This is a genomic window from Actinomadura meyerae, assembly GCF_900188445.1.
GTDB classification, from domain to species: Bacteria; Actinomycetota; Actinomycetes; order Streptosporangiales; family Streptosporangiaceae; genus Spirillospora; species Spirillospora meyerae.
Window position 1 is genome coordinate 215,353 of the sequence record NZ_FZOR01000005.1, and the last position, 18,505, is coordinate 233,857.

General features: G+C 71.9%; 21 protein-coding genes. 7 read left to right on the forward strand and 14 right to left on the reverse strand.

What is annotated here, in order from left to right:
* Nucleotides 1–44: 44 nt before the first annotated feature.
* The 7 genes from CHF16_RS07965 to CHF16_RS07995 form a co-directional block, all read right to left on the reverse strand.
* On the reverse strand, nt 45–569 hold the full coding sequence (locus CHF16_RS07965; RefSeq protein ID WP_089325262.1) for a potassium channel family protein: 525 nt from the start codon (nt 567–569) through the stop codon (nt 45–47).
* Nucleotides 570–576: 7 nt separating this feature from the next.
* Entirely contained in the window at nt 577–1,521 is a 945-nt protein-coding gene (locus CHF16_RS07970) for an epimerase (protein WP_089325263.1), read from the reverse strand.
* 124 nt (nt 1,522–1,645) lie between these two features.
* Complete coding sequence (locus CHF16_RS07975; RefSeq protein ID WP_218826577.1) at nt 1,646–2,467, reverse strand: FadR/GntR family transcriptional regulator; 822 nt, start codon at nt 2,465–2,467, stop codon at nt 1,646–1,648.
* 54 nt (nt 2,468–2,521) lie between these two features.
* On the reverse strand, nt 2,522–3,283 hold the full coding sequence (locus tag CHF16_RS07980; protein WP_218826578.1) for an ABC transporter ATP-binding protein: 762 nt from the start codon (nt 3,281–3,283) through the stop codon (nt 2,522–2,524).
* A complete protein-coding gene (locus CHF16_RS07985) occupies nt 3,273–4,052 on the reverse strand; it encodes an ABC transporter ATP-binding protein (RefSeq protein ID WP_089325264.1) in 780 nt (259 codons plus the stop codon). The genes CHF16_RS07980 and CHF16_RS07985 overlap by 11 nt, the downstream gene beginning before the upstream one ends.
* A complete protein-coding gene (locus tag CHF16_RS07990) occupies nt 4,049–5,065 on the reverse strand; it encodes a branched-chain amino acid ABC transporter permease (protein ID WP_089325265.1) in 1,017 nt (338 codons plus the stop codon). Before CHF16_RS07990 ends, CHF16_RS07985 begins: the two co-directional genes overlap by 4 nt.
* Nucleotides 5,062–5,934 (reverse strand): branched-chain amino acid ABC transporter permease, encoded by an 873-nt coding sequence (locus CHF16_RS07995; protein ID WP_089325266.1) that lies wholly within the window; start codon nt 5,932–5,934, stop codon nt 5,062–5,064. The genes CHF16_RS07990 and CHF16_RS07995 overlap by 4 nt, the downstream gene beginning before the upstream one ends.
* 97 nt (nt 5,935–6,031) lie before the next feature.
* On the opposite strand from CHF16_RS07995, the gene CHF16_RS08000 reads away from it, so the two are divergent.
* The 3 genes from CHF16_RS08000 (at nt 6,032) to CHF16_RS08010 (ending at nt 8,549) form a co-directional block, all read left to right on the forward strand.
* The gene (locus CHF16_RS08000) at nt 6,032–7,627 is read left to right on the forward strand and encodes a class I adenylate-forming enzyme family protein (RefSeq protein WP_089325267.1); all 1,596 of its coding nucleotides are present in this window, start codon (nt 6,032–6,034) and stop codon (nt 7,625–7,627) included.
* Nucleotides 7,628–7,946: 319 nt separating this feature from the next.
* Complete coding sequence (locus CHF16_RS08005; protein ID WP_089325268.1) at nt 7,947–8,129, forward strand: DUF397 domain-containing protein; 183 nt, start codon at nt 7,947–7,949, stop codon at nt 8,127–8,129.
* Nucleotides 8,130–8,366: 237 nt separating this feature from the next.
* The gene (locus CHF16_RS08010) at nt 8,367–8,549 is read left to right on the forward strand and encodes a DUF397 domain-containing protein (protein WP_089325269.1); all 183 of its coding nucleotides are present in this window, start codon (nt 8,367–8,369) and stop codon (nt 8,547–8,549) included.
* A 35-nt stretch (nt 8,550–8,584) separates the two neighbouring features.
* Here CHF16_RS08010 and CHF16_RS08015 read toward each other — a convergent pair whose 3' ends face one another.
* On the reverse strand, nt 8,585–9,733 hold the full coding sequence (locus CHF16_RS08015; RefSeq protein WP_089325270.1) for a methyltransferase domain-containing protein: 1,149 nt from the start codon (nt 9,731–9,733) through the stop codon (nt 8,585–8,587).
* Between the two features lie 172 nt (nt 9,734–9,905).
* On the opposite strand from CHF16_RS08015, the gene CHF16_RS08020 reads away from it, so the two are divergent.
* Complete coding sequence (locus CHF16_RS08020; RefSeq protein WP_089325271.1) at nt 9,906–10,088, forward strand: DUF397 domain-containing protein; 183 nt, start codon at nt 9,906–9,908, stop codon at nt 10,086–10,088.
* A gap of 281 nt (nt 10,089–10,369) precedes the next feature.
* Nucleotides 10,370–10,777, forward strand: a complete 408-nt coding sequence (locus CHF16_RS08025; protein WP_089325272.1) for a RidA family protein — start codon at nt 10,370–10,372, stop codon at nt 10,775–10,777.
* Between the two features lie 25 nt (nt 10,778–10,802).
* Here CHF16_RS08025 and CHF16_RS08030 read toward each other — a convergent pair whose 3' ends face one another.
* Nucleotides 10,803–11,690, reverse strand: a complete 888-nt coding sequence (locus tag CHF16_RS08030) for an AraC family transcriptional regulator (protein ID WP_089325273.1) — start codon at nt 11,688–11,690, stop codon at nt 10,803–10,805.
* A gap of 74 nt (nt 11,691–11,764) precedes the next feature.
* On the opposite strand from CHF16_RS08030, the gene CHF16_RS08035 reads away from it, so the two are divergent.
* Nucleotides 11,765–12,772: a saccharopine dehydrogenase NADP-binding domain-containing protein gene (locus tag CHF16_RS08035; RefSeq protein WP_089325274.1), complete on the forward strand. Its 1,008-nt coding sequence runs from the start codon at nt 11,765–11,767 to the stop codon at nt 12,770–12,772.
* Here the strand turns inward: CHF16_RS08035 and CHF16_RS08040 are convergent.
* Nucleotides 12,765–13,184: an acyl-CoA thioesterase gene (locus tag CHF16_RS08040; RefSeq protein ID WP_179271431.1), complete on the reverse strand. Its 420-nt coding sequence runs from the start codon at nt 13,182–13,184 to the stop codon at nt 12,765–12,767. The two genes, CHF16_RS08035 and CHF16_RS08040, sit on opposite strands and share 8 nt — an antisense overlap.
* A 73-nt stretch (nt 13,185–13,257) precedes the next feature.
* Between CHF16_RS08040 and CHF16_RS08045 the strand changes: the two genes are divergently transcribed.
* Nucleotides 13,258–13,995, forward strand: coding sequence for a FadR/GntR family transcriptional regulator (locus CHF16_RS08045; RefSeq protein ID WP_089325276.1), 738 nt, complete (start codon nt 13,258–13,260; stop codon nt 13,993–13,995).
* Between the two features lie 12 nt (nt 13,996–14,007).
* On the opposite strand, the gene CHF16_RS08050 is transcribed toward CHF16_RS08045, so the two are convergent.
* Genes CHF16_RS08050 through CHF16_RS08065 form a run of 4 tightly spaced genes read right to left on the reverse strand, consistent with a single transcriptional unit; the run spans nt 14,008 to nt 18,481 of the window.
* Nucleotides 14,008–15,228, reverse strand: coding sequence for a cytochrome P450 (locus tag CHF16_RS08050; RefSeq protein WP_089325277.1), 1,221 nt, complete (start codon nt 15,226–15,228; stop codon nt 14,008–14,010).
* Nucleotides 15,228–16,493: an amidohydrolase family protein gene (locus CHF16_RS08055; RefSeq protein ID WP_089325278.1), complete on the reverse strand. Its 1,266-nt coding sequence runs from the start codon at nt 16,491–16,493 to the stop codon at nt 15,228–15,230. Before CHF16_RS08055 ends, CHF16_RS08050 begins: the two co-directional genes overlap by 1 nt.
* On the reverse strand, nt 16,493–17,287 hold the full coding sequence (locus CHF16_RS08060; protein WP_218826579.1) for a class II aldolase/adducin family protein: 795 nt from the start codon (nt 17,285–17,287) through the stop codon (nt 16,493–16,495). Before CHF16_RS08060 ends, CHF16_RS08055 begins: the two co-directional genes overlap by 1 nt.
* A 15-nt stretch (nt 17,288–17,302) precedes the next feature.
* A complete protein-coding gene (locus CHF16_RS08065) occupies nt 17,303–18,481 on the reverse strand; it encodes an ABC transporter substrate-binding protein (RefSeq protein ID WP_179271432.1) in 1,179 nt (392 codons plus the stop codon).
* Between the last annotated feature and the right edge of the window lie 24 nt (nt 18,482–18,505).

Sequence of the window (18,505 nt, forward strand, 5' to 3'; positions counted from 1 at the left end):
AACGGTCGAACACGTGCCCGTGGCACGCCCCCGGAAACCCCTCGTCACCGGCCTCCGCGCCGCTCGACCCCGCGGCGCATGGCCTCCAGGAAGACCTTAGCGGCGAGACCGAGGAAGACCAGGTCACCGGCCATCTGCACGGTGGTCAGAACCCGCGCCGGCTGCGATACCGGGACGATGTCGCCGAATCCGACGGACGAGAAGACCGTCATGGTGAAGTAAAGGGCGTCCACATGCGTGAGCCGCTCGGAGAAACCGGACGGCGCCCCGTTGCCCATCAGGCAGTAGCTCGTGGAGAACGCGACGAGGAACAGCGCGGCGGACGTCATGAGCGCCTCGACGGCGCGCAGCCGCGGCGCCGGATGCCGCGCGATCGCCCGCGCCTGCCACCAGACCACCACGGCGAGCACCGCCAGGACCACCAGCAGCACCACGCCGCTGAGGGCCGTGAAGTCGCCCTCCAGCGGCGCCGCGAAGTAGGCCGCCAGCAGGAACACCGTGGTCAGCGCCGAGCGCAGGACCGTCCGGAGCGCGAGCCGGCGGCCGTCCCGCCGCGAAGCGTCGTCCACCCCGCCTTCATGCCCGGGAGCGCGCCCTCCGCACGAGATCCCGCGCGGCTTCCGGCCACCGCTCGTGCTCGAACCCGAACCCGGCGCCGAGCAGCCGCCCCGGCACGACCCGGCGGCTCTTCAGCAGCAGCTCGGTGTCGGAGCGGATCACGAGCGCCCCGATCTCCGCCATCCACGCGGTGGCGGGCAGCCCGACCGGCACCCGCCAGGCCGTGCGCAGCGCCCGCATGAACGCCCGCTGCGGCAGCGGCCCCGGCGAGGCGAGGTTCACCGGCCCCTCGATGTCGTCCCGCCCGATCAGGAACTCGACCGCCCGGACGAAGTCCCGGTCGTGGATCCACGAGATGTACTGCGCGCCCCCGGCGACGGGCCCGCCGAGCCCGAGCCGCGCCATCCACGACAGGTAGTCGAACACGCCGCCCCGGTCCGGGCTCATCACCATGGCCGCCCGCAAGGCGACCTTCCGGGTGCCCGGCGTCTCGGCCAGTTCCTGCGCCCGCTCCCAGTTCCGCGCGATCCGGACGCTGTACTCCCAGTACTTCGGCACCCCCGGCTCGGCCCCGCCGATCACCCCGCCGGCCTCGTCGTTGGCGGCGTCGAACCGGTGCGCGTAGATGGTCGCCGTGCTCATCTGCAACCACACCCTGGGCGGCCGTGCCGCCGCCGCGATGGCCTCCCCGACGACCTGCGCGGAGTGGACCCGCGAGTCCATCATCTGCTGGAGGTTGGCGGGCGTGTAGCGGCAGCTGACGCTGCGCCCGGCCAGGTTGATCACCACATCGCTGCCGTCGACCTCCTTCGCCCAGGAGCCGAGCGTCCGCCCGTCCCAGCCGACTTGGCGCGGCCCCTCGGGCGACCTGCTCAGCACGACGACCTCGTGCCCCGCCGCCGTCAGGGCGCGATCCAGCACCGCCCCGACCTGCCCGGTGCCACCGGGAATCACGACCCGCATCCCAACCGCCCTCCGCCGACTGCGAGGAGCCTAACCCGCAAAACTGAACATGTTCAAATGGTTTCGCGGGGAGGGGAGGCCTCGCTTGCCGGGGCGGGACGGTCGTCCTACGGCGGCGGGCGCGTCACGCGTGCTCGGCGGGCTGCACCAGCGGGCGCAGGAGTGTCGCCTGGACGCGCTGGTCCTCACTGACGCCCGTCATCGGGTACTTCTGCGCCGTCTGGAGATGCCCGCGCAGCAGCCGGGCGACCCCCTCGGCGTCGCCCTCCTCGATCAGCGCGAGCGCCTGCGCGTGCTCGTCCAGGGCCTGGCGGCGCAGCGCGGGCTCGGGGAAGAACCCGGCGCGGGTCGCATGCTCGGACCAGTCGCGCTCCTGCGCCGTCCACAGCGTCTCCAGCGCGCCCGCCACCACGAACAGCGTCTCGTTCCCGCACAGCCGGACGATCGCCTCGTGGAACTCGCGGGACGCGGGCGTCGCGCGCTTCTCGTCCCCCGTCTCGACGGCGTGCACGAGGCTCTCGTGCGCGCGCCGCAACTCCGGGACGACGGCGGTGTGCCGGTCCGGGCGCTGCGCGCACAGCGCCGCGCAGAACGGCTCGATCTGCTGGAGCGCGAACCCGACGTCCGGCAGCGCCGCCTGCCGCGACTCCAGGACGAGCGCCAGCATGTAGGCGACGCTGTCGCGCTTCGGCGCGTGCACCACCGAGCCGCCGGTGTTGCCGCGGCGGACGGTGATCAGCCCCTCGGTCTCCAGGATCCGCAGCGCCTCGCGCGCGGCGAGCTTGCTGACCCCGAACTCCTCCAGCAGGTCGGACTGCTTGGGCAGCAGGCTGCCGTCGGGCAGCTCGCCGCTCAGGATGCGGGCCCGCAGCGTGTCCGCGAGCAGGTCCGCGACCCGCGGCTGGCGCATCTGCGCGCGCGGCTCCGGGGTACCGGTGTCCTCCACCGTGTCCGTGTCCTCTCGGATGTCGTCCTGGCTTGGTCGGTCATCGTGCGCGTCTCATCTTCCACCCGGCGGCGCCGCCGCACGCGACTCCGCGTGCAGCACCGCCTCCGCCTCTCCGGCCGTGACGCCCATGGCGCGCTGGTAGGCGGCGTCCAGCTCCCGGCCGCCCTCCACGGGCCCCGACACCTGCCCGCGCAGCAGCACGTAGCCGCGGTCGAGCCGGTCCCGGATGGCCCCGATGGACGGTTCGACGACCACCACCACGGTGCCCTCCTCGGCGAGCCGCCGGGCGGTGTCCATCAGCTCGGCCACGATCAGCGGCGCGAGGCCGGTGGACATCTCGTCCAGCAGCAGCGCCTTCGGCGACCCCATCAGGGCGCGCGACACCGCGAGCATCTGCTGCTCGCCGCCGCTCAGCACCCCGGCGAGCGCGCGCGCCCGCTCGCGCAGCACGGGGAACCGGTCGAGCGCCGTCTCGACCTCGGCACCGCGCAGGCCCAGCGTGTCGGCCATGACCTGGAGGTTCTCCCGGACGGTCAGGCGCGGGAAGATCTGCCTGCCCTGCGGGACGATCGCGAGCCCGCGTCCGGCGCGGCGGGCGGCGCTCAGCCCGCCGATGTCGTCGCCGTCCAGCGTGACCCGGCCGGTCGCCGCGACCGACCCGTACGCGGCGAGGAGCAGGCTCGACTTGCCCGCCCCGTTCGGCCCGACGACGCCGGTGACGGCCCCGCCCGTGAAGGTCAGGGAGGCGTCCGCCACCGCGACGGACTCGCCGTACCGCACCGAGACTCCGTGCAGGCTCAGCTCATGGGGCAACGGTCTCACCACCGGTTCCGAAGTAGACGTCCTGCATCTCGGGGCTGGCCAGGCACTCGGCCGGGTCGCCGTCGAACACCACCGTGCCGGAGCGCAGCAGCATGATCCGGTCGACCAGGGACGCGACGATGTCCACGTTGTGGTCGACGAGGATGATCCCGCAGCCCGCCGCGCGCACCTTCCGGACCGCCGCCGAGATCGCCGCGATGCCGCCGGCGTCGGCGCCCGCGAACGGCTCGTCCAGCAGCAGCACCGACGGATCCTGCGCGAGCGCCCGCGCCACCTCCACGAGCCGCTGCTCGCCGAGCGTGAGGTCGCCGCAGCGGCGGTTCAGATCGCCGAGTTCGAGGGACTCGGCGACATGCCGGAGCGTCCCCTCGAACCGGGCCCCGGCCGGCCGGAACGCGCCCGCGGCGAGCCCCGCGATGAGCCCGCCGACCCCGGCGAGCTTGCGCGCGGACGCGCCGAGCAGGATGTTCTCCCGGACGGTCAGGTCGTGCGCCAGGTGCGGGTGCTGGAACGTCCGGGCGAGCCCGGCGCGCGCCCGCCGCGACGGCGGCCCGCCGAGCTTGCGGCCGCGGAGGGTGAGCGTGCCCCGGTCGGCGGGCTGGGCGCCGTCGAGCAGGTCCACCAGCGTCGTCTTCCCGGCGCCGTTCGGCCCGATCAGGCCGAGGACCTCGCCGCCCGACAGCCGCAGGTCGACGCCGTCGACGGCGTCGACCCCGCCGAAGCTCTTCCCGAGCCCGCTGCCTTCGAGGAGAACCGTCATCGTGTCCCTTCCGTTCGGGTGAGCAGCCGCCGCAGCAGCCGGGCGCCCTGCCCGGCATGGCCCAGGATGCCGCGCGGCGCGATCAGCAGGACGGCGAGCACCGCCACCCCGAAGATCAGCGACCCGGCGCGCTCGAAGATCTGCAGGTTGAACGTCAGCTCCACGACCAGGACCGCGCCGAGCACCGCGCCCCACGCCGACCCCTGCCCGCCGAGCAGCGGCATGAAGATCGCCAGCATGACCAGGTGCAGGGTGAAGGTGTCCGGCCCGATCGTCTGGTTCGCGGTGGTGAACAGCCCGCCGCCGACGGACGCGATCGCGGCGCCCGCGCCGAGCACGGTCAGCCGCAGCGCCGGGACGCCGATCCCGGCCGCCTCGACCGCGGCCGGGACGTCCCGCGAGCTCTGCAGCGCCACGCCGAACGGGGACCGGCGGATCCGGTCGACGGCGACCGCCGTGATCCACACGACCAGCAGGGTGAGGGCGATGAACGTCCGCCGGTCCAGCTCCGTCCCGAAGAAGGTGAGGGGGCGGATGGAGCCGATGCCGAGCGCGCCGCCGGTGAGGTCCTTGGCGTCCAGCAGGAAACTCTGGAACGCCATGCCGAACAGCAGCGTCACCGCCGCGAGGTAGAAGCCGGAGAGTCGCCGCGTCGCGAACCCGAGCGCGACAGCGAGCGCCGCGGACGCGACGGCGCCGAGCAGGTACGCGACGGGCAGCGGCCAGCCGGTCTTCGTCGCGACGAGCCCGACCGCATACCCGCCGATCGCGACGTAGGCGCTGTAGGCCAGCGACAGCGCGCCCGCCAGGTTGAACGGCATGTACATGCCGAGCGCCAGCAGCGCGTACGTGGCGCCGAGCAGCGCGAGGTCCTGCCGGAACAGGTCGCCGCCCGCCCAGGCGATGACGCCGAGCGTCAGCACCAGCGTGCCGAGGACGCGCGCCGCCTCCGCCGACCGGAACCGCCCGAGCGCCCCGGCCGCCGCCCCTTCCCGCACCGATACCGCACTCATACGCGAACCTTCCGAACGAACAGCCCGTTGGGCCGCAGGGCGAAGAACAGGATGGCCACCGCGAGGACCGCGTAGTCGAGCGAGGCGCTGCCCAGGTAGTAGGGGACGAACGTCTGGGCGAGCGCCAGCAGCAGCCCGCCGGCCAGCGGCGCCCACACCGAGCCCGTCCCGCCGATGACGAGCGCGAGGAACCCCGACAGCGCCCACCCGAAGCCGGACTGGAAGCTCACCCCCGCCTTCGCGGAGAACAGCTGCCCGGCGAGCCCGACGACGAGCCCGGCGAGCGCGAACGCGACCAGCCGGACCCGGCCGACCGGCATCCCGAGGGTGCGCGCCGCCTCCCGGTTGCTGCCGACGGCGCGCAGGATGCGGCCGTACTTGGACTTGCGCGTCCACACCCACACCCCGGTGAACGAGACGAGCGTGCAGGCGACGAGGACGAGCGTCTGCCCGTCCACCTTGACGAAGCCGAGGTCGAGGTCGAGCCCCGGCAGCCACGACCGGCCCGGCATGAGCTGCCGCCCGAACAGCGTGCCGGCGAGCTGCTCGACCGCGAACAGCACGGCGACGACGGCGATGAGGGACGGCAGTTCGCCGCCGCCCGTGCGCGCGTCGATCGGCCGGACCAGCGCGACCTCGGTGACGACCGCGAGCACGGCGGCGATCGCGATGCCGAGCACGGCCGCGAAGCCGAGCGGCCATCCCCGCTCCGCCATCAGCCACGACGCCGTGAGGCCGGAGAACATCGCGAACGGCCCGAGCGCGAAGTTGAAGAAATCGGCTCCTTCGAGGACGAGGTAGTAGCCGAGGGCCACCAGTCCGAAGAAGCACCCGATCTGGACGACGGAGACCCACAGTTGCGCAGACATCCCGCTCCTTCTGAGCTGCTTCTGTGGGATCTTATGTTTAAAAGAAAGCTATGACAATGATAACTTCGGGGCAGCTTGGGAGACCGGGGAGGCAGCTGTGACCAGTCCGTTCGACGCGGCGACCACCGAGGAGTACCGGGCGGCCGGATGGTGGGGCACGACGACGATCGCCGACCACGTCCGCCGCCACGCGGCCGAGCGCCCCGGCGCCACCGCCTACACGACTCCGGACGCGACCCTCTCCTGGGCCGAGTACGAGTCGAACTCGACGACCCTCGCCCGCCATCTCGCTGCACTCGGCCTGGAGCCGGGCGACCGCGTCGCGGTGCTCCTCCCCGACACTCCGGCCTGGCACGTGGCGGCCGTGGCGGCGGAGAAGGCCGGCCTCATCCTGGTCGGCGTCGGAGCCCGCGCGGGCCACCGCGAACTGCGCTTCCTCCTGGAACGGACCGGCTCCCGCGCCCTGATCACCCTCGCGACCCACCGCGGCGAACCGTCGCCCGCCCTGGTGGACGGCCTACGCGCGGACGGCGTGTCCCTCGCCCGGCACGTCATCGTCGACCGCCTGGGCACCCTCGAAGCCCCGCTTCCCGGCGACATCACGGGCCGCGCCCTGGGCCCGGACGACCTGTCCATCCTGAACTCGACGTCCGGAACGACGGGCCTGCCGAAGTGCGTCTCCCACACCCAGAACCGCTGGTTCTACTTCCACGAACTGGCCCGCCGCGCGGGCGACCTGAACCCGTCCGACGTGTTCATGGGCGCCGTCCCGTCCCCGTTCGGCTTCGGGCTGTGGACGGCGCACTTCTCGCCCGCCGCGCTGGGCGTCCCGACCGTCCTCATGGAGAGGTTCCACGCGCACACCGCGCTCGACCTGATCGAGCGGCACCGGGTGACCGTCCTGCACTGCGTGAGCACGCAGTTCATCATGCTGCTGAACGCCCAGGCCGAACGCGAACGCGACCTGAGCTCACTCCGCTGCATGTTCACCGGCGGCGAGGCCGTCCCCTACGACCGCGCGGCCCGCTTCGAGGAGACGACGGGCGCGAAGGTCCTGCAGTTCTACGGCTCGAACGAGACGGGCGCCCTCAGCCACACGAGCCTGACCGACACCCGCGAGCACCGCCTCCGCACCGCCGGCCGGATCATCCCCGAGATGCGGGTGCGCCTCTTCGACCCGTCCGACGGCTCCGACATCACCGGCTCCGGCCGCCCCGGCCAGCCCGCCTGCAAGGGCCCGGCCACCTGCCCCGGCTACTACGACGACTCGGAGGCGAACGAGAAGCTCTACACCCCCGACGGCTGGATGCTCATGGCCGACATCGTCGAGATCGACCCCGACGGCTACCTCCGCGTCGTCGGCCGCCTGAGCGACCTCATCATCCGGGGCGGCAAGAACATCAGCGCGGCCGCCGTCGAAGAAGAGGTGAGCACCCACCCCTCGGTCGCCCTCGCCGCCGCCGTGGCGATGCCGGACGAGGTCTTCGGCGAACGAGTCTGCGTCTACGCCGAACTGCACCCAGGCACGAAGCTGACCCTGGAAGATCTGACCGCCCACCTCACGGAGCGGGGCGTCTCCCGCGAATGGCACCCGGAACACCTGATCGTCCTGGACGCCCTCCCCCGCTCGTCCGGCGGCAAGGTGGCCAAGGGCGACCTACGCAAGGACATCCGCCGCCGCCTGACAACCTGACCCCACCCAACGGCCCTCCGCGACCAGCGAAACGGAAGGCCGCCTGGCTCGGCAGGCGATCCTCACCCGCAAAGAACCAGCTCCGCCCAGGATCATCTGCCTGCTGCCTGAAACGGTGCTCTGGCCACCTCGGATCCTTCAGCATCGCCCGCCTGCCGGGCGGAGAGTCGGTCGCATACTGTGAGGGCAAACCACACGGAAGGAACATGGATGGCCGTTCCGTGATCGAACGGCTCAACGAGCGGTTCATGCACCTTTCGACCTGCGCACTCTCAGCCGACCAGTCGGCGACGCTGATCAGGCAGACGGCGGAGGAACGATGGAAGAACTGAACACCACCTGGCGCAAGTCCACCCATTCCGGCAACGACGGCGGTCACTGCGTGGAACTCGCCGACCTTGGCGAAGTCGTCGGCCTCCGCGACTCCAAAGACCCCGACGGCCCGAAACTGATCATGCAGCACGCCGACTTCTCCGCCCTCCTCACATCCCTCAAGCGTTAGATCACAGACCGGGCGTAGAGGCCGACACGGCGGCGATCGACGCGTTCACCGACGCCAACGCGTCCTTGTACGCCGCACTCGCCGACCGGCGTCCCGTCGCCACCTGGCTCGACGCGAACGGTAGCGCCTAGGGTTGTCTACCTACGAGCAGCCCAATGAGCGCTTCATGGACCTCTCGACCTACGCGCTCCCGGCCGACCAGTCGGCGACGCTGATCAGGCAGACGGCGGAGGAACGATGGAAGAGCTGAACACCACCTGGCGCAAGTCCACCCATTCCGGCAACGACGGCGGCGACTGCGTCGAACTGGCCGACCTTGGCGAAGTCGTCGGCCTCCGCGACTCCAAAGACCCCGACGGCCCGAAACTGGTCGTGCGGCGCGCCGAGTTCTCCGCCCTCCTGACATCCCTGAAGCATTAGGCCGATGGGAGCCCGGCCTCGTCGAGGGCGTGAGCCTACCGGTCGATTCGCTGCTTTTCGGCGTCGAGCCAAACGTACTGGTCGGCGGGGGTGACGGTCAGGCCCCAGCGGTCGGCGGAGGGGCGGTCGAGGCCGTCCCACCAGTGGTAGGCGTCCTCTACCTCCTGCCACAGGGCGCGATCGCCGAACTGTCGGACTGGGAACTCCGCCGCACCCGGTTCGACGTCCACGCAAGCCCATGAACCCGACCACGGATCGACCAGCCACACCGCGTACGTACCGCCGTCGTGGTGGGTGACGATCAGCTTGCAGCGCGGCACCTTCAGTCCGATCGCCAGCGACGCGTCATACTCGCCCAGCACGGAGTAGGGGTGCGTGTGGGTGGACGACCTGCGGGCCTCGGCCGCCGCGTCCACGTCCCGGGCCAGCAAGGCACGCTTGCCGCGCTGGGCTCGCAGGCGCATGAACGCCACGTTCCCGACAATGCGGCCTCGCATGGTGGCATCTCGTGACACCACGAAGGACACCAGCGCGCCGTTGTGGAAGTCAGTGGTCCACGGCACCAGGACCCGACCGCCCGGACGTGTCTGCTCCGCCCAGGCGTGCGGCACCCGGTCGGCCGCCGCCGTTGCGATGATCCGGTCGAACGGCCCCGACGCCGGGTGGCCCAGTGCGCCGTCGCCGACCGCGACCGTGAGTTCGTGACCCGCGGCCCGCAGGGCGCGGCGGGCGCGCTCGGCCACCACCGCATCCACCTCCACCGTAGTCACCCGGTCGGCTCCGGTCCGTTCAGCCAGGAGCGCGGCATTCCACCCCGTGCCCGTGCCGATCTCCAGCACGTTCATGCCCGGCTCGACTGCCAGGGCCGCCAGCATCCGCGCGACGACGTCGGGGCGGCTGGCCGAACTGGTGATCTCCCGGCCGACCCGCCCCGGCAAGGACGGGACGCCGTCGTCAACCTGCGTGATCACCGCCTCGTTGGCGTAGCACAGTTCCAGCCACGCGGCTTCGTCGTCCGCCCGGTCCACCGGCACCAGGAAGTCGCCGTCCTCGACCCACACCGTGTCAGGGACGAACCGGTGCCTGGCGACCGCCTCGAACGGTCCGCGCCACTCCGGAACCAGGTCGCCGGCCTCGGCGAGTAAGCCGATCAGCCGGGCGGAGAGCTGCGCCGCGTCGGCCACCTACGTGCCACCCTTCTCGTGCCTGCCTCCGCCGCGCCCATGCGAACCTCCCGCGTCTTCAACACATTGTGCGTTGACCGCTACGCCAAGTCAGCGGGCTTCATGAGCACTATGGGTATAGCAATGTGTGGCACGGCCGTCAGGCCAGCGCCAGGCAGACGGCGGAGGAACGATGGAAGAGCTGAAGGCCACCTGGCGGAAGTCCACCCATTCCAGCAACCAGGGGGACGACTGCGTCGAACTGGCCGACCTTGGCGAAGTCGTCGGCCTCCGCGACTCCAAAGACCCCGACGGCCCGAAACTGGTCATGCGGCGCGCCGAGTTCTCCGCCCTCCTGACATCCCTGAAGCGTTAACTCGCAGACCGGGCGTAGAGGCCAGCACGGCGGCGGACGACGCGTTCGCCGACGCCAACGCGTCCTTGTACTCCGCACTTGCCGACCGGCGTCCCGCCGCCTGGCTTGAGGCGATGGCCTCGGCCGCCCGCCTGTGGTCCGCCTACCGCCGGTAGACGGTCATGCTCGGCGACGGGCATCTCGGGCGGGCTTCCTGAATGCGGCCCTGCCGAAAACCAGGTGAGCGCCGCACCCTATTGCTGGGACGATCGCACGAAAAGCGATCTTCCGGAGGTGCTCCCATGGCCAGTGCCGTCACCCTGATTCGTTCCGCGTCGCTCTCGGACGTCGCCGAGTACGCCTACGCGGCCACCGCGCCCGCCAACGCGCGGCTCATCTTCCTCGCGGGGGCATGCCCGCTCAACGCGGACGGTTCCACCGCCGCGATCGGCGACTACGCGGCGCAGGCCGCCAAGTGCGTCGACAACCTCAAGACCGCTCTCGCCGACGCCGGTGCCACGTTGCAGGACGTCATCAGCACGCGGGTCCTCGTGGCGTCCACCCGCCAGCAAGACCTTGGGACGGCGTGGGCGGTCGTGCGCGACGCCTTCGGCGACCACGACGTGCCCAGCACCCTGATGGGCGTGACCGTCCTCGGCTACAACGACCAGTTGGTGGAGCTGGAGGCCGTCGCAGCGGTCGTCGACTGATCCCCCGCACCGTGGCCTTCACCGGCTACGGCCGGTGAAGGGTGCGGTAGCGGCCCGGGGGTGTGCCGAACTCTCGTTTGAAAGCGTTGGCGAAGGCGTACTCGGAGGTGTAGCCGACGCGCTTCGCGATCGCCGCCAGCGGGGCGTCTTCGCGGGTCAGGATGCGTGCCGCCGTCGTGAGGCGCCACCAGGTCAGGTAGCCGAGTGGGGGACGTCCGACCAGGGTCGCGAAGCGGCGCGCGAACGCGGCTCGGGACAGGCCTGCCGTCTTGCCCAGTTCCTCGACCGTCCAGGGCTTCGCGATGTCGTCGTGCATCGCGCGGAGCGCCGCGCTGACGCCGGGGTCGCCGAGGGCTCCGGCCCAGCCGGTGCCGGGCTGCTCCTCGTACCACGCCCGCAGGATGAAGAGCAGCAGCGTGTCGAGCAGAGCCGGGACGGCGGCGTCGGTGCCGGGTCCGGGGCGTTCCAGTTCGGCGGCGAGCAGGCCGGTCGCGGCCTGGAGGCGCGGGTGCCCCGCGGGCAGGTGGATGATCTCGGGGAGGTCGTCGAGGAGCGGGTGCGAGCGGGACCGGTCGGTGCGGTAGGCGCCGCAGAGTGTGACCGCGTCCGCGCCGTCGTCGGCGGCGGCGGTCACCTCGTTCAGGACGACCTGCTCGTAGGACTCCAGCGGTCTGGAGGGGTCGTCAGTCAGGCCGTGGGCGCTGCCCTTGGGTGTGAACACCACGTCGCCGGGGCCGAGAGGCACCGGCTCTCCGGCCGGCGGCACCAGCCAGCCCGTTCCGGCGAGCATGACGTGGAAACCGGCCGCCGGGGAGGCGCGGAACCAGCCGCCCCAGGGCGCCCGTTTCGCGGACCGGGCCGAATGCGGCAGGCCCGTCCGGACGGAGGCGACCACATCACTCAGAACGTCCATGGTGAGACGACCACGTATCCAGAAGAGACAATGGATTATTCACAGTCTCACACCCCGCCCGTACTTTCGAAGCCATGAAGAAGATCGCAATCTATGGCGCGTACGGCTACCAGGGCAGGCTCGTCCTCGACGAGCTGGGCCGGCGCGATGCCGAGGTCATCCTGGTGGGGCGTGACGCCGAGCGCCTCGCCGCCGTCGGCGGGGGCCGTGAGACCCGTACCGCCGGCATCGACCATGGCGAGCTCGTCGCCGCCTTCCGGGGCGTGGACGCGGTCGTCAACTGCGCGGGCCCGTTCACCCCGGCGGGGACGACCGTCGTCCGCGCCGCCATCGCCGCCGGGTGCCACTACGTCGACACCTCGGGCGAGCAGCTCCACATCAAGCGCGTCCACGACACCTGCTCGGCGGACGCGCGCCGCGCCGGGGTGATCGTCACGCCCGCGATGACCGACGGCGGCGTCCCGGGAGACCTCCTCGCCCGCGCCCTGGCCGATCATCTGGGCGGTGGGCCGCTGTGCGAGGTCCTGACCGGGCACTCGGCGACCGGCGGCGGAGGGATGTCCCGCGGTTCGCTGCGCTCGCTCCTCGGCACGGCGGACGTCGTGAAGTCCGGCGGTCTCGCCTACGAGGCCGGAGAGTGGCGCGCCGATGCCGCGCCCCGTCTCGCCGACCTGGAGTTCCCCGGCCTGGGCGCCGTGCCGATGGCCAGGTTCGCGCTGCCGGAGGTCGTCACCATCCCCCGGCACGTCGAGGTCGAGCACGTCCAGGGGTTCGTCGAGGCCGACCTCGCCGCGCGGTTCTCGGGGGCCGTGGCAGAGGAGGCCGTCAATGCGCTGCCCGAGGGACCGGACGCCGACGCCCGCCGGGGGCAGCGGTGGGCCGTCGTCGTGGTCGCCACCACCCCGGACGGCCGCCGCGCGACCGGCGTCGCGGAGGGCTTCGACACGTACGGCACGACCGCCGCCGTCGCCGCCGAGGGCGTGCTCCGGCTCGACGGGCCCGCAGGGGTTCGCGCGCCGTCCGAAGTGCTGCCGGCTTCCTTCCTGGACGACCTCCGCGGAGTCACCTGGACGATCAGCTAGCGGCTTCGAGGAGCCGCCGCATGGGGGCCGGCACGGGGACGGCCTTCTCCGGGGCGCTCGGGTCCACGCAGACGAGGGTGAGCGTCGCCGTGCTGGCCCGGGTGCCGTCCTCGCGGACGAAGTCGCCGCGCATGGTGAAGGACGTGCGCCCGACCCGGGACGCGTAGAGGCGGCATTCGATCCGGTCGAAGAGGGTGATCGTGCGTTCGTACTCGGCGGTCGCGGCGCGGGTGACGACCGCGACGCCCAGGCGGGACGGGAGCTCGTCGAAGCGCAGGCCCCGCTCGAACCACCACTCGGTGTGGGTGCGTTCCATCCAGCGCTGGTAGTTGGCGTAGTAGACGATCCCGGCGGGGTCGCAGTCGCCGTAGGACAGGCGGAACGTCACCCGGTGCAGCGGTTCGTCCGGCACGATCACTCCCTTTGCAGATGCTAAGATTTAGATGTTAAGGGCCGCTCGGCCCATCTCACTCATCACCGGGGGAATGGTGAACGGAACGCGCCCGGCGCGCATCCGGCAGCCCCGGCTCGCCGACATGGTCGCCTCCGTGCTGCGCGAGCGGATCGTCAGCGGCGAGCTGGCCGACGGCGAGGTCATCGGCCCGCAGGACGATCTGCTCGCCGAGTTCGGGGTCAGCAAGCCGTCCATGCGGGAGGCGCTGCGCATCCTGGAGTCCGAGGGCCTCATCACCGTGCTGCGCGGCAACAAGGGCGGCGCGGTGGTGCACGTGCCGCGGACGGAGACGGCCGCGCAGGCCATCGACCTCGTGCTGCGGTCCCGGCGGTCGGCGCCCGAGGAGATCGCGGTCGCGCTGGTGCGGCTCGAACCGGTGTGCGCGGGGCTCTGCGCCGAGCGTCCCGACCGGGCGACCAGCGTGATCCCGGCGCTGGAGGCGGCCCAGCGGGACGTCGAGGCCAACCTGGACGACCTGATCGGCTTCGTCCGGGCGGCGCGGGAGTTCCACGCGCAGCTCGTGTTCGGGTGCGGCAACGCCGCGATGGCGGTCGCGGTGGGCGCGCTCGAACGGCTCTGGACGGCCGCCGAGCAGGAGTGGGCGGGCTCCGCCGCCGGGCGCGGCGAGTTCCCCGGGCTCGACCAGCGCTCCGACGGGGTGCGGGCGCACCACCGGCTGATCAAGCTGATCGCGGCCGGTGACGCCGCGGGCGCCGAACGCGCCGCGCGGCGCCACCTGACCGCGGCCCAGTGCCATGTCCTGAACTAGCTCCCCGGCCGGTCAGACCGACCAGGCGATCGGCAGCGCCGACGGCCCCCACATCATGAAGGAGTCGACGCGGGTGGGCTCGCCGTCCAGCCGCAGGCCGGGCAGGCGCTCGCCCAGGAGCCGCAGGGAGATCCGCGCCTCCAGCCGGGCCAGGGCCGCGCCAGGGCAGAAGTACTGCCCCACGCCGAACGACAGGTGCCTGCGGCGCAGGTCGTTCAGGTCCCGGTCCAGGCGGAAGGTGTCGGGGTCCTCCCACGCGTCCGGGTCCCGGTTGGCGGACGCGTAAAGCCCCTGCACCTTGGACTTCTCCGGGATCTCCACGCCGTGCAGGACGACTGGCCGGGTGTTGGTGCGGTACAGGCCGAGGACGGGCGGGTCGTAGCGGAGGCTCTCCTCCACGGCCGCGTCCACCAGGTCCGGGTTCGCCCGCACGTCCTCCCATAGGCCGAGGCTCAGCAGCCGCCATACCGCGTTCCCGATGAGGGACGTCGTCGTCTCGTTGCCTCCCACCAGGAGGAGCAGGATGAGCGGCAGCAGTTCCTCGTCGGTGAACGGACGTCCGTCGTGCTCGGCGGTGAGGAGCGCGGTGAGCAGGTCGTCCGGCAGCGCCTCCGGGCCGCGGGCGGCCAAGGTCTCGCGGCGCGACGCCAGGATCCCGCCGAAGTAGGCGTCGATCTTGGCGCGGGCCGCGCCCTGGACGGCCGGGTCGGCCGCGTTCTGCCCGGCCATGAACTGGTCCGACCACGCCTTGAAGTCGTCCCGGTCGGCGGCCGGCACGCCCAGGATCTTCGCGATCACCAGGACGGGCAGCGGCACCGCGAACGCCTCGCACAGGTCGGCGCGGCCGTCCGCGGCGAACCCGTCGACCAGCCCGGCGGCGGTCGCGGTGATCCAGTCCTCCAGCGCGGCGGTGCGGCGGGCGGTGAACGCCGACGTCACCAGCTTCCGGTAGACGGTGTGCTCGGGCGGGTCGGACTTCAGCCCGCCCTCCCGCACGTAGATCGGGCCCTGGCCCCACTCCGACGACCAGAGGCCCCAGTCGTCGAAGAACGCGGTGACGTCGGCGTGCCGCGACAGCGTGTAGAAGCCGCCGTCGCCGAAGCCCGCGTGGTGGTGCACCGGGCACCCCTCCCGCAGCGCGCGGTGCGCGGGGGCCGGGTCCGCCAGCACCTCCGGGGAGAACGGGTCGTACTCCCCGGAGGCGCCGGGGCCCGCCGGGCGCATGACCGCCATCAGAACGCGTTCGGGTCGGCCTGGACCTCGGCCGGGACGGGATGCCGGTACAGCTCCGCGGCGTTCTGCCAGGTGAAGCGGCGCACGTCCGCCTCGGGCAGCCCGCCGATCTCCGACTCGATGACCGCCTGGGTGTCCGGCCACGTCGAGTCGCAGTGCGGGTAGTCGCTCTCCAGCAGGATGTTCTCCACGCCGATGCGGTCGCGCAGCACGAACGACGACTGGTCCTCGACGGCGCAGAACCAGAAGTTGCGCTTGAGGACCTCCGCCGGGGTGAGGCCGATGTCCTTCGTCCACGTCCCGTACATGTCGTGGTAGCTGAGCATGTGGTCGAGCCGGTCCATGAGCCCGGCGACCCAGCCGATGCCGCCCTCGCTCAGGCAGATCTTCAGGTCCGGGTAGCGGACGGGCAGCAGCGAGTACAGCCAGTCGACGGCGGCGAACATCGCGTACCCGAAGAACAGCACGCCGACCGTGTCCGGCGGGGCGTCGTCGGCGGTCGCCGGGGACGTCCCGGACGATCCGATGTGCAGGTTCACGACCGTGCCCGTCTCCGCGCACGCCCGCATGATCGGGTCCCAGTGGCCGGTGTGCAGGGACGGCAGCCCGAGCTTCTGCGGCGCCTCGGAGAACGTCACCGCCCTGAAGCCGCGCTCGGCGTTGCGGCGGATCTCCTCCGCGCCGAGCTCCGGGTCGAGCAGCCACGGGATCTGGCACGGGATGATCCGGTCCGGGTAGGAGCCGGCCCACTCCTCCAGGTGCCAGTCGTTCCAGGCCCGGACGGACGCGAGCGCCAGCTCCGTGTCGGACGTGGTGAGCTGGAGCCGCTGCCCCGCGAACCCCGGCAGGAACGACGGGAAGTTCAGCGACGCGTAGATCCCGGCGAGGTCCATGTCCTTGATCCGGTGGTGGATGTCCCACGCGCCGCGCCGCATCTCGTCGAACCGGGACGGCTCGAAGCTGTACTCCGACACGGGACGCCCGACGACGGCGTTGAACCCGACGTTCGGGAAGTCCTGCCCGTCGTACACCCACACCTCGGCGCCGCCGTCGCGCTCCACGACCCGCGGCGCACGGTCGGCGAACTTCGCGGGCATGCGCCCCTCGAACGTGTCCGGCGGCTCCACGATGTGGTCGTCCACGGAGATGACCGTGTACTTGCGGTCGCGGCGCTCGGGCTCCGGCAGCCAGGTGGGCCCCTCGGCGCCCTTGCCGCCGGTGGTGAAGCCCGTGTTCGCGGCGAGGTCGTCGATGTTGATGCTCATCAGTCCACCACCTCCGGGTGGTCGCGGAGCAGCGCGCGCACCGCCCCGTTCCAGAAGAAGTCGGTTCCGCGTTCCAGGAGCGACGCCTTCATGCTGCGTCGCAGGCTAGGCGCCACGAGCGTGTGGTCGCGACCCGACACCAGCACGTCGTACATCAGCCGGCACTGCCGGTCGAGGGTCGCGGACCGGTAGGTCGCCTCCTCGACGGACGGGCCGGTCACGATGACGCCGTGGTTGGCGAGCAGCACCACCGACTTGTCGCCGATGCGGTCGGCGAGGTCGGCGCCGAGGTCGGCGGTGGCGACCTCGCCGGTGTACTCGTCCACGAAGGCCAGGTCGCCGTCGAACATCGACCCGGTCTGGTGCAGGAACTCCGGCAGCACGCCGAGCGCCGCGAGCACCGTCGCGTGGTACGGGTGGTTGTGGACCACGGCCCGCACGTCGGGGCGGCGGCGGTGCAGCTCGGTGTGGATGTGGATGGCGGGGGTGACGTCCCACTTGCCGTCCAGGACCTCCGCGTCCGGCGACACCCGGCAGATGTCGGACGCGCGGATCTCCTCCCACCACAGGCCCCACGGGTTGATCAGGAGGTCCTCGGTGCCGTCCACCCGGACGGTGATGTGGCCCGCGATGTTCTCGCTGAACCCCGACGTCCCGAGGATCCGGAACGCGCACGCCAGCTTCTGCCGGTCGTCGAGGTCCCTGCCGATCGGCGGCATCACCCGGGGCGTCCATTCGGCGGCGCCTCCGGCGACCGGCCGCGGCGCGGGGCGAGGCCCGACGTCCAATGTCACGGTTCCTCCCATCTGTCAGCCGCAGGCCGGCTGGTACACCGGCCACTGCCGACCCGGTTCGCTGTTCTCGAACTGCATGAGGATCAGGCCGCAGAGCCCGTCGGTGCCGCTGTGCTTGCCCGGCGCGAACGACAGGGTGTAGCCCTTCTGCCCGAAGGACGACGGGTACCCCGACACCTTCTCCAGGCCCTTGTTGATCGCCTCGCCGTCCGGCTTCGACCCGGCCTGCTCGATCGCCTTGGCGAGCATCCCGATCGCGTCGTACGCCTGCGCGTCGTAGGCGGTGACGCCGACCTCGCCGCCGCGCTTGCCGGACAGGAACTTCGCGAGCGCCGCCGTCTTCTCGTTCTCCTGCGTGATCGACCCGACGAAGACGAGCTTGTCGAGCGCGCCCGGCTTCGCCTGCTTCCACAGGTCGGGCTGGTTGCCGATGGACGCGAGCGAGAACCGGTCGGCGTCCGGGACGAGCTGGTGCGCCGTGTTGTGGACGAGCACCTCCATCTGGCCGCCGAGCGCCGCGACGAGCATCGCGTCCGGCCGCGCCCGCTTGATCCGGGTGATCTGCGCGGTGACGTCGCTGGTGTCGACCGGCGCCGTCTCCGTCGCGACGACCTCGATCCCCGCCTCCTTGATCGGGGTCATCAGCGCCTTCTCCATCCCGGCGATGGACGCGCTGTCGTCCTTGAACAGGGCGAGCCGCTTGTACCCGGCCTTCTTGAACGCCTCCGCGTAGACCTTGCCGAAGTCGGCGGTCGGGTTCGCGAGCGAGTAGGTGTAGGCGGCGTTCGGGCCGTCCCCGATCCCCGGCGTGATGTTCACCGGCGCGATCGCGGGCACCTTCTGCTGCTTGAGCAGCGCCTGCACCTGGAGCACCGACTGCCCGCCCGAGTTCATGATGAGCGCCTGGGCGCCCTGGCTGAGCAGCTGCCGGACGACGGTCGGCGCCTTCGTCGCGTCGTTGTCGTCGCTCTTGACGATCAGCTTCAGCTTCTTGCCGCCGATGCCGCCCCTGTCGTTGACCTCGGCCACCGCGTCCTTGATCGTCTTGCCGACGATCCCGGCGTAGGCGGCGGCGCCGCCGGAGGTGTCCTGGTCCATGCCGATGACGATCGTGTCGTCGTCGGCCTGGACGGAGCCGGAGCCGGACGCGCACGCGGCGGCCGCGAGCGCGGGCAGCAGCGCGGCCGCGAGCACGACGGGCCTGCTCGCCCGGCGGCC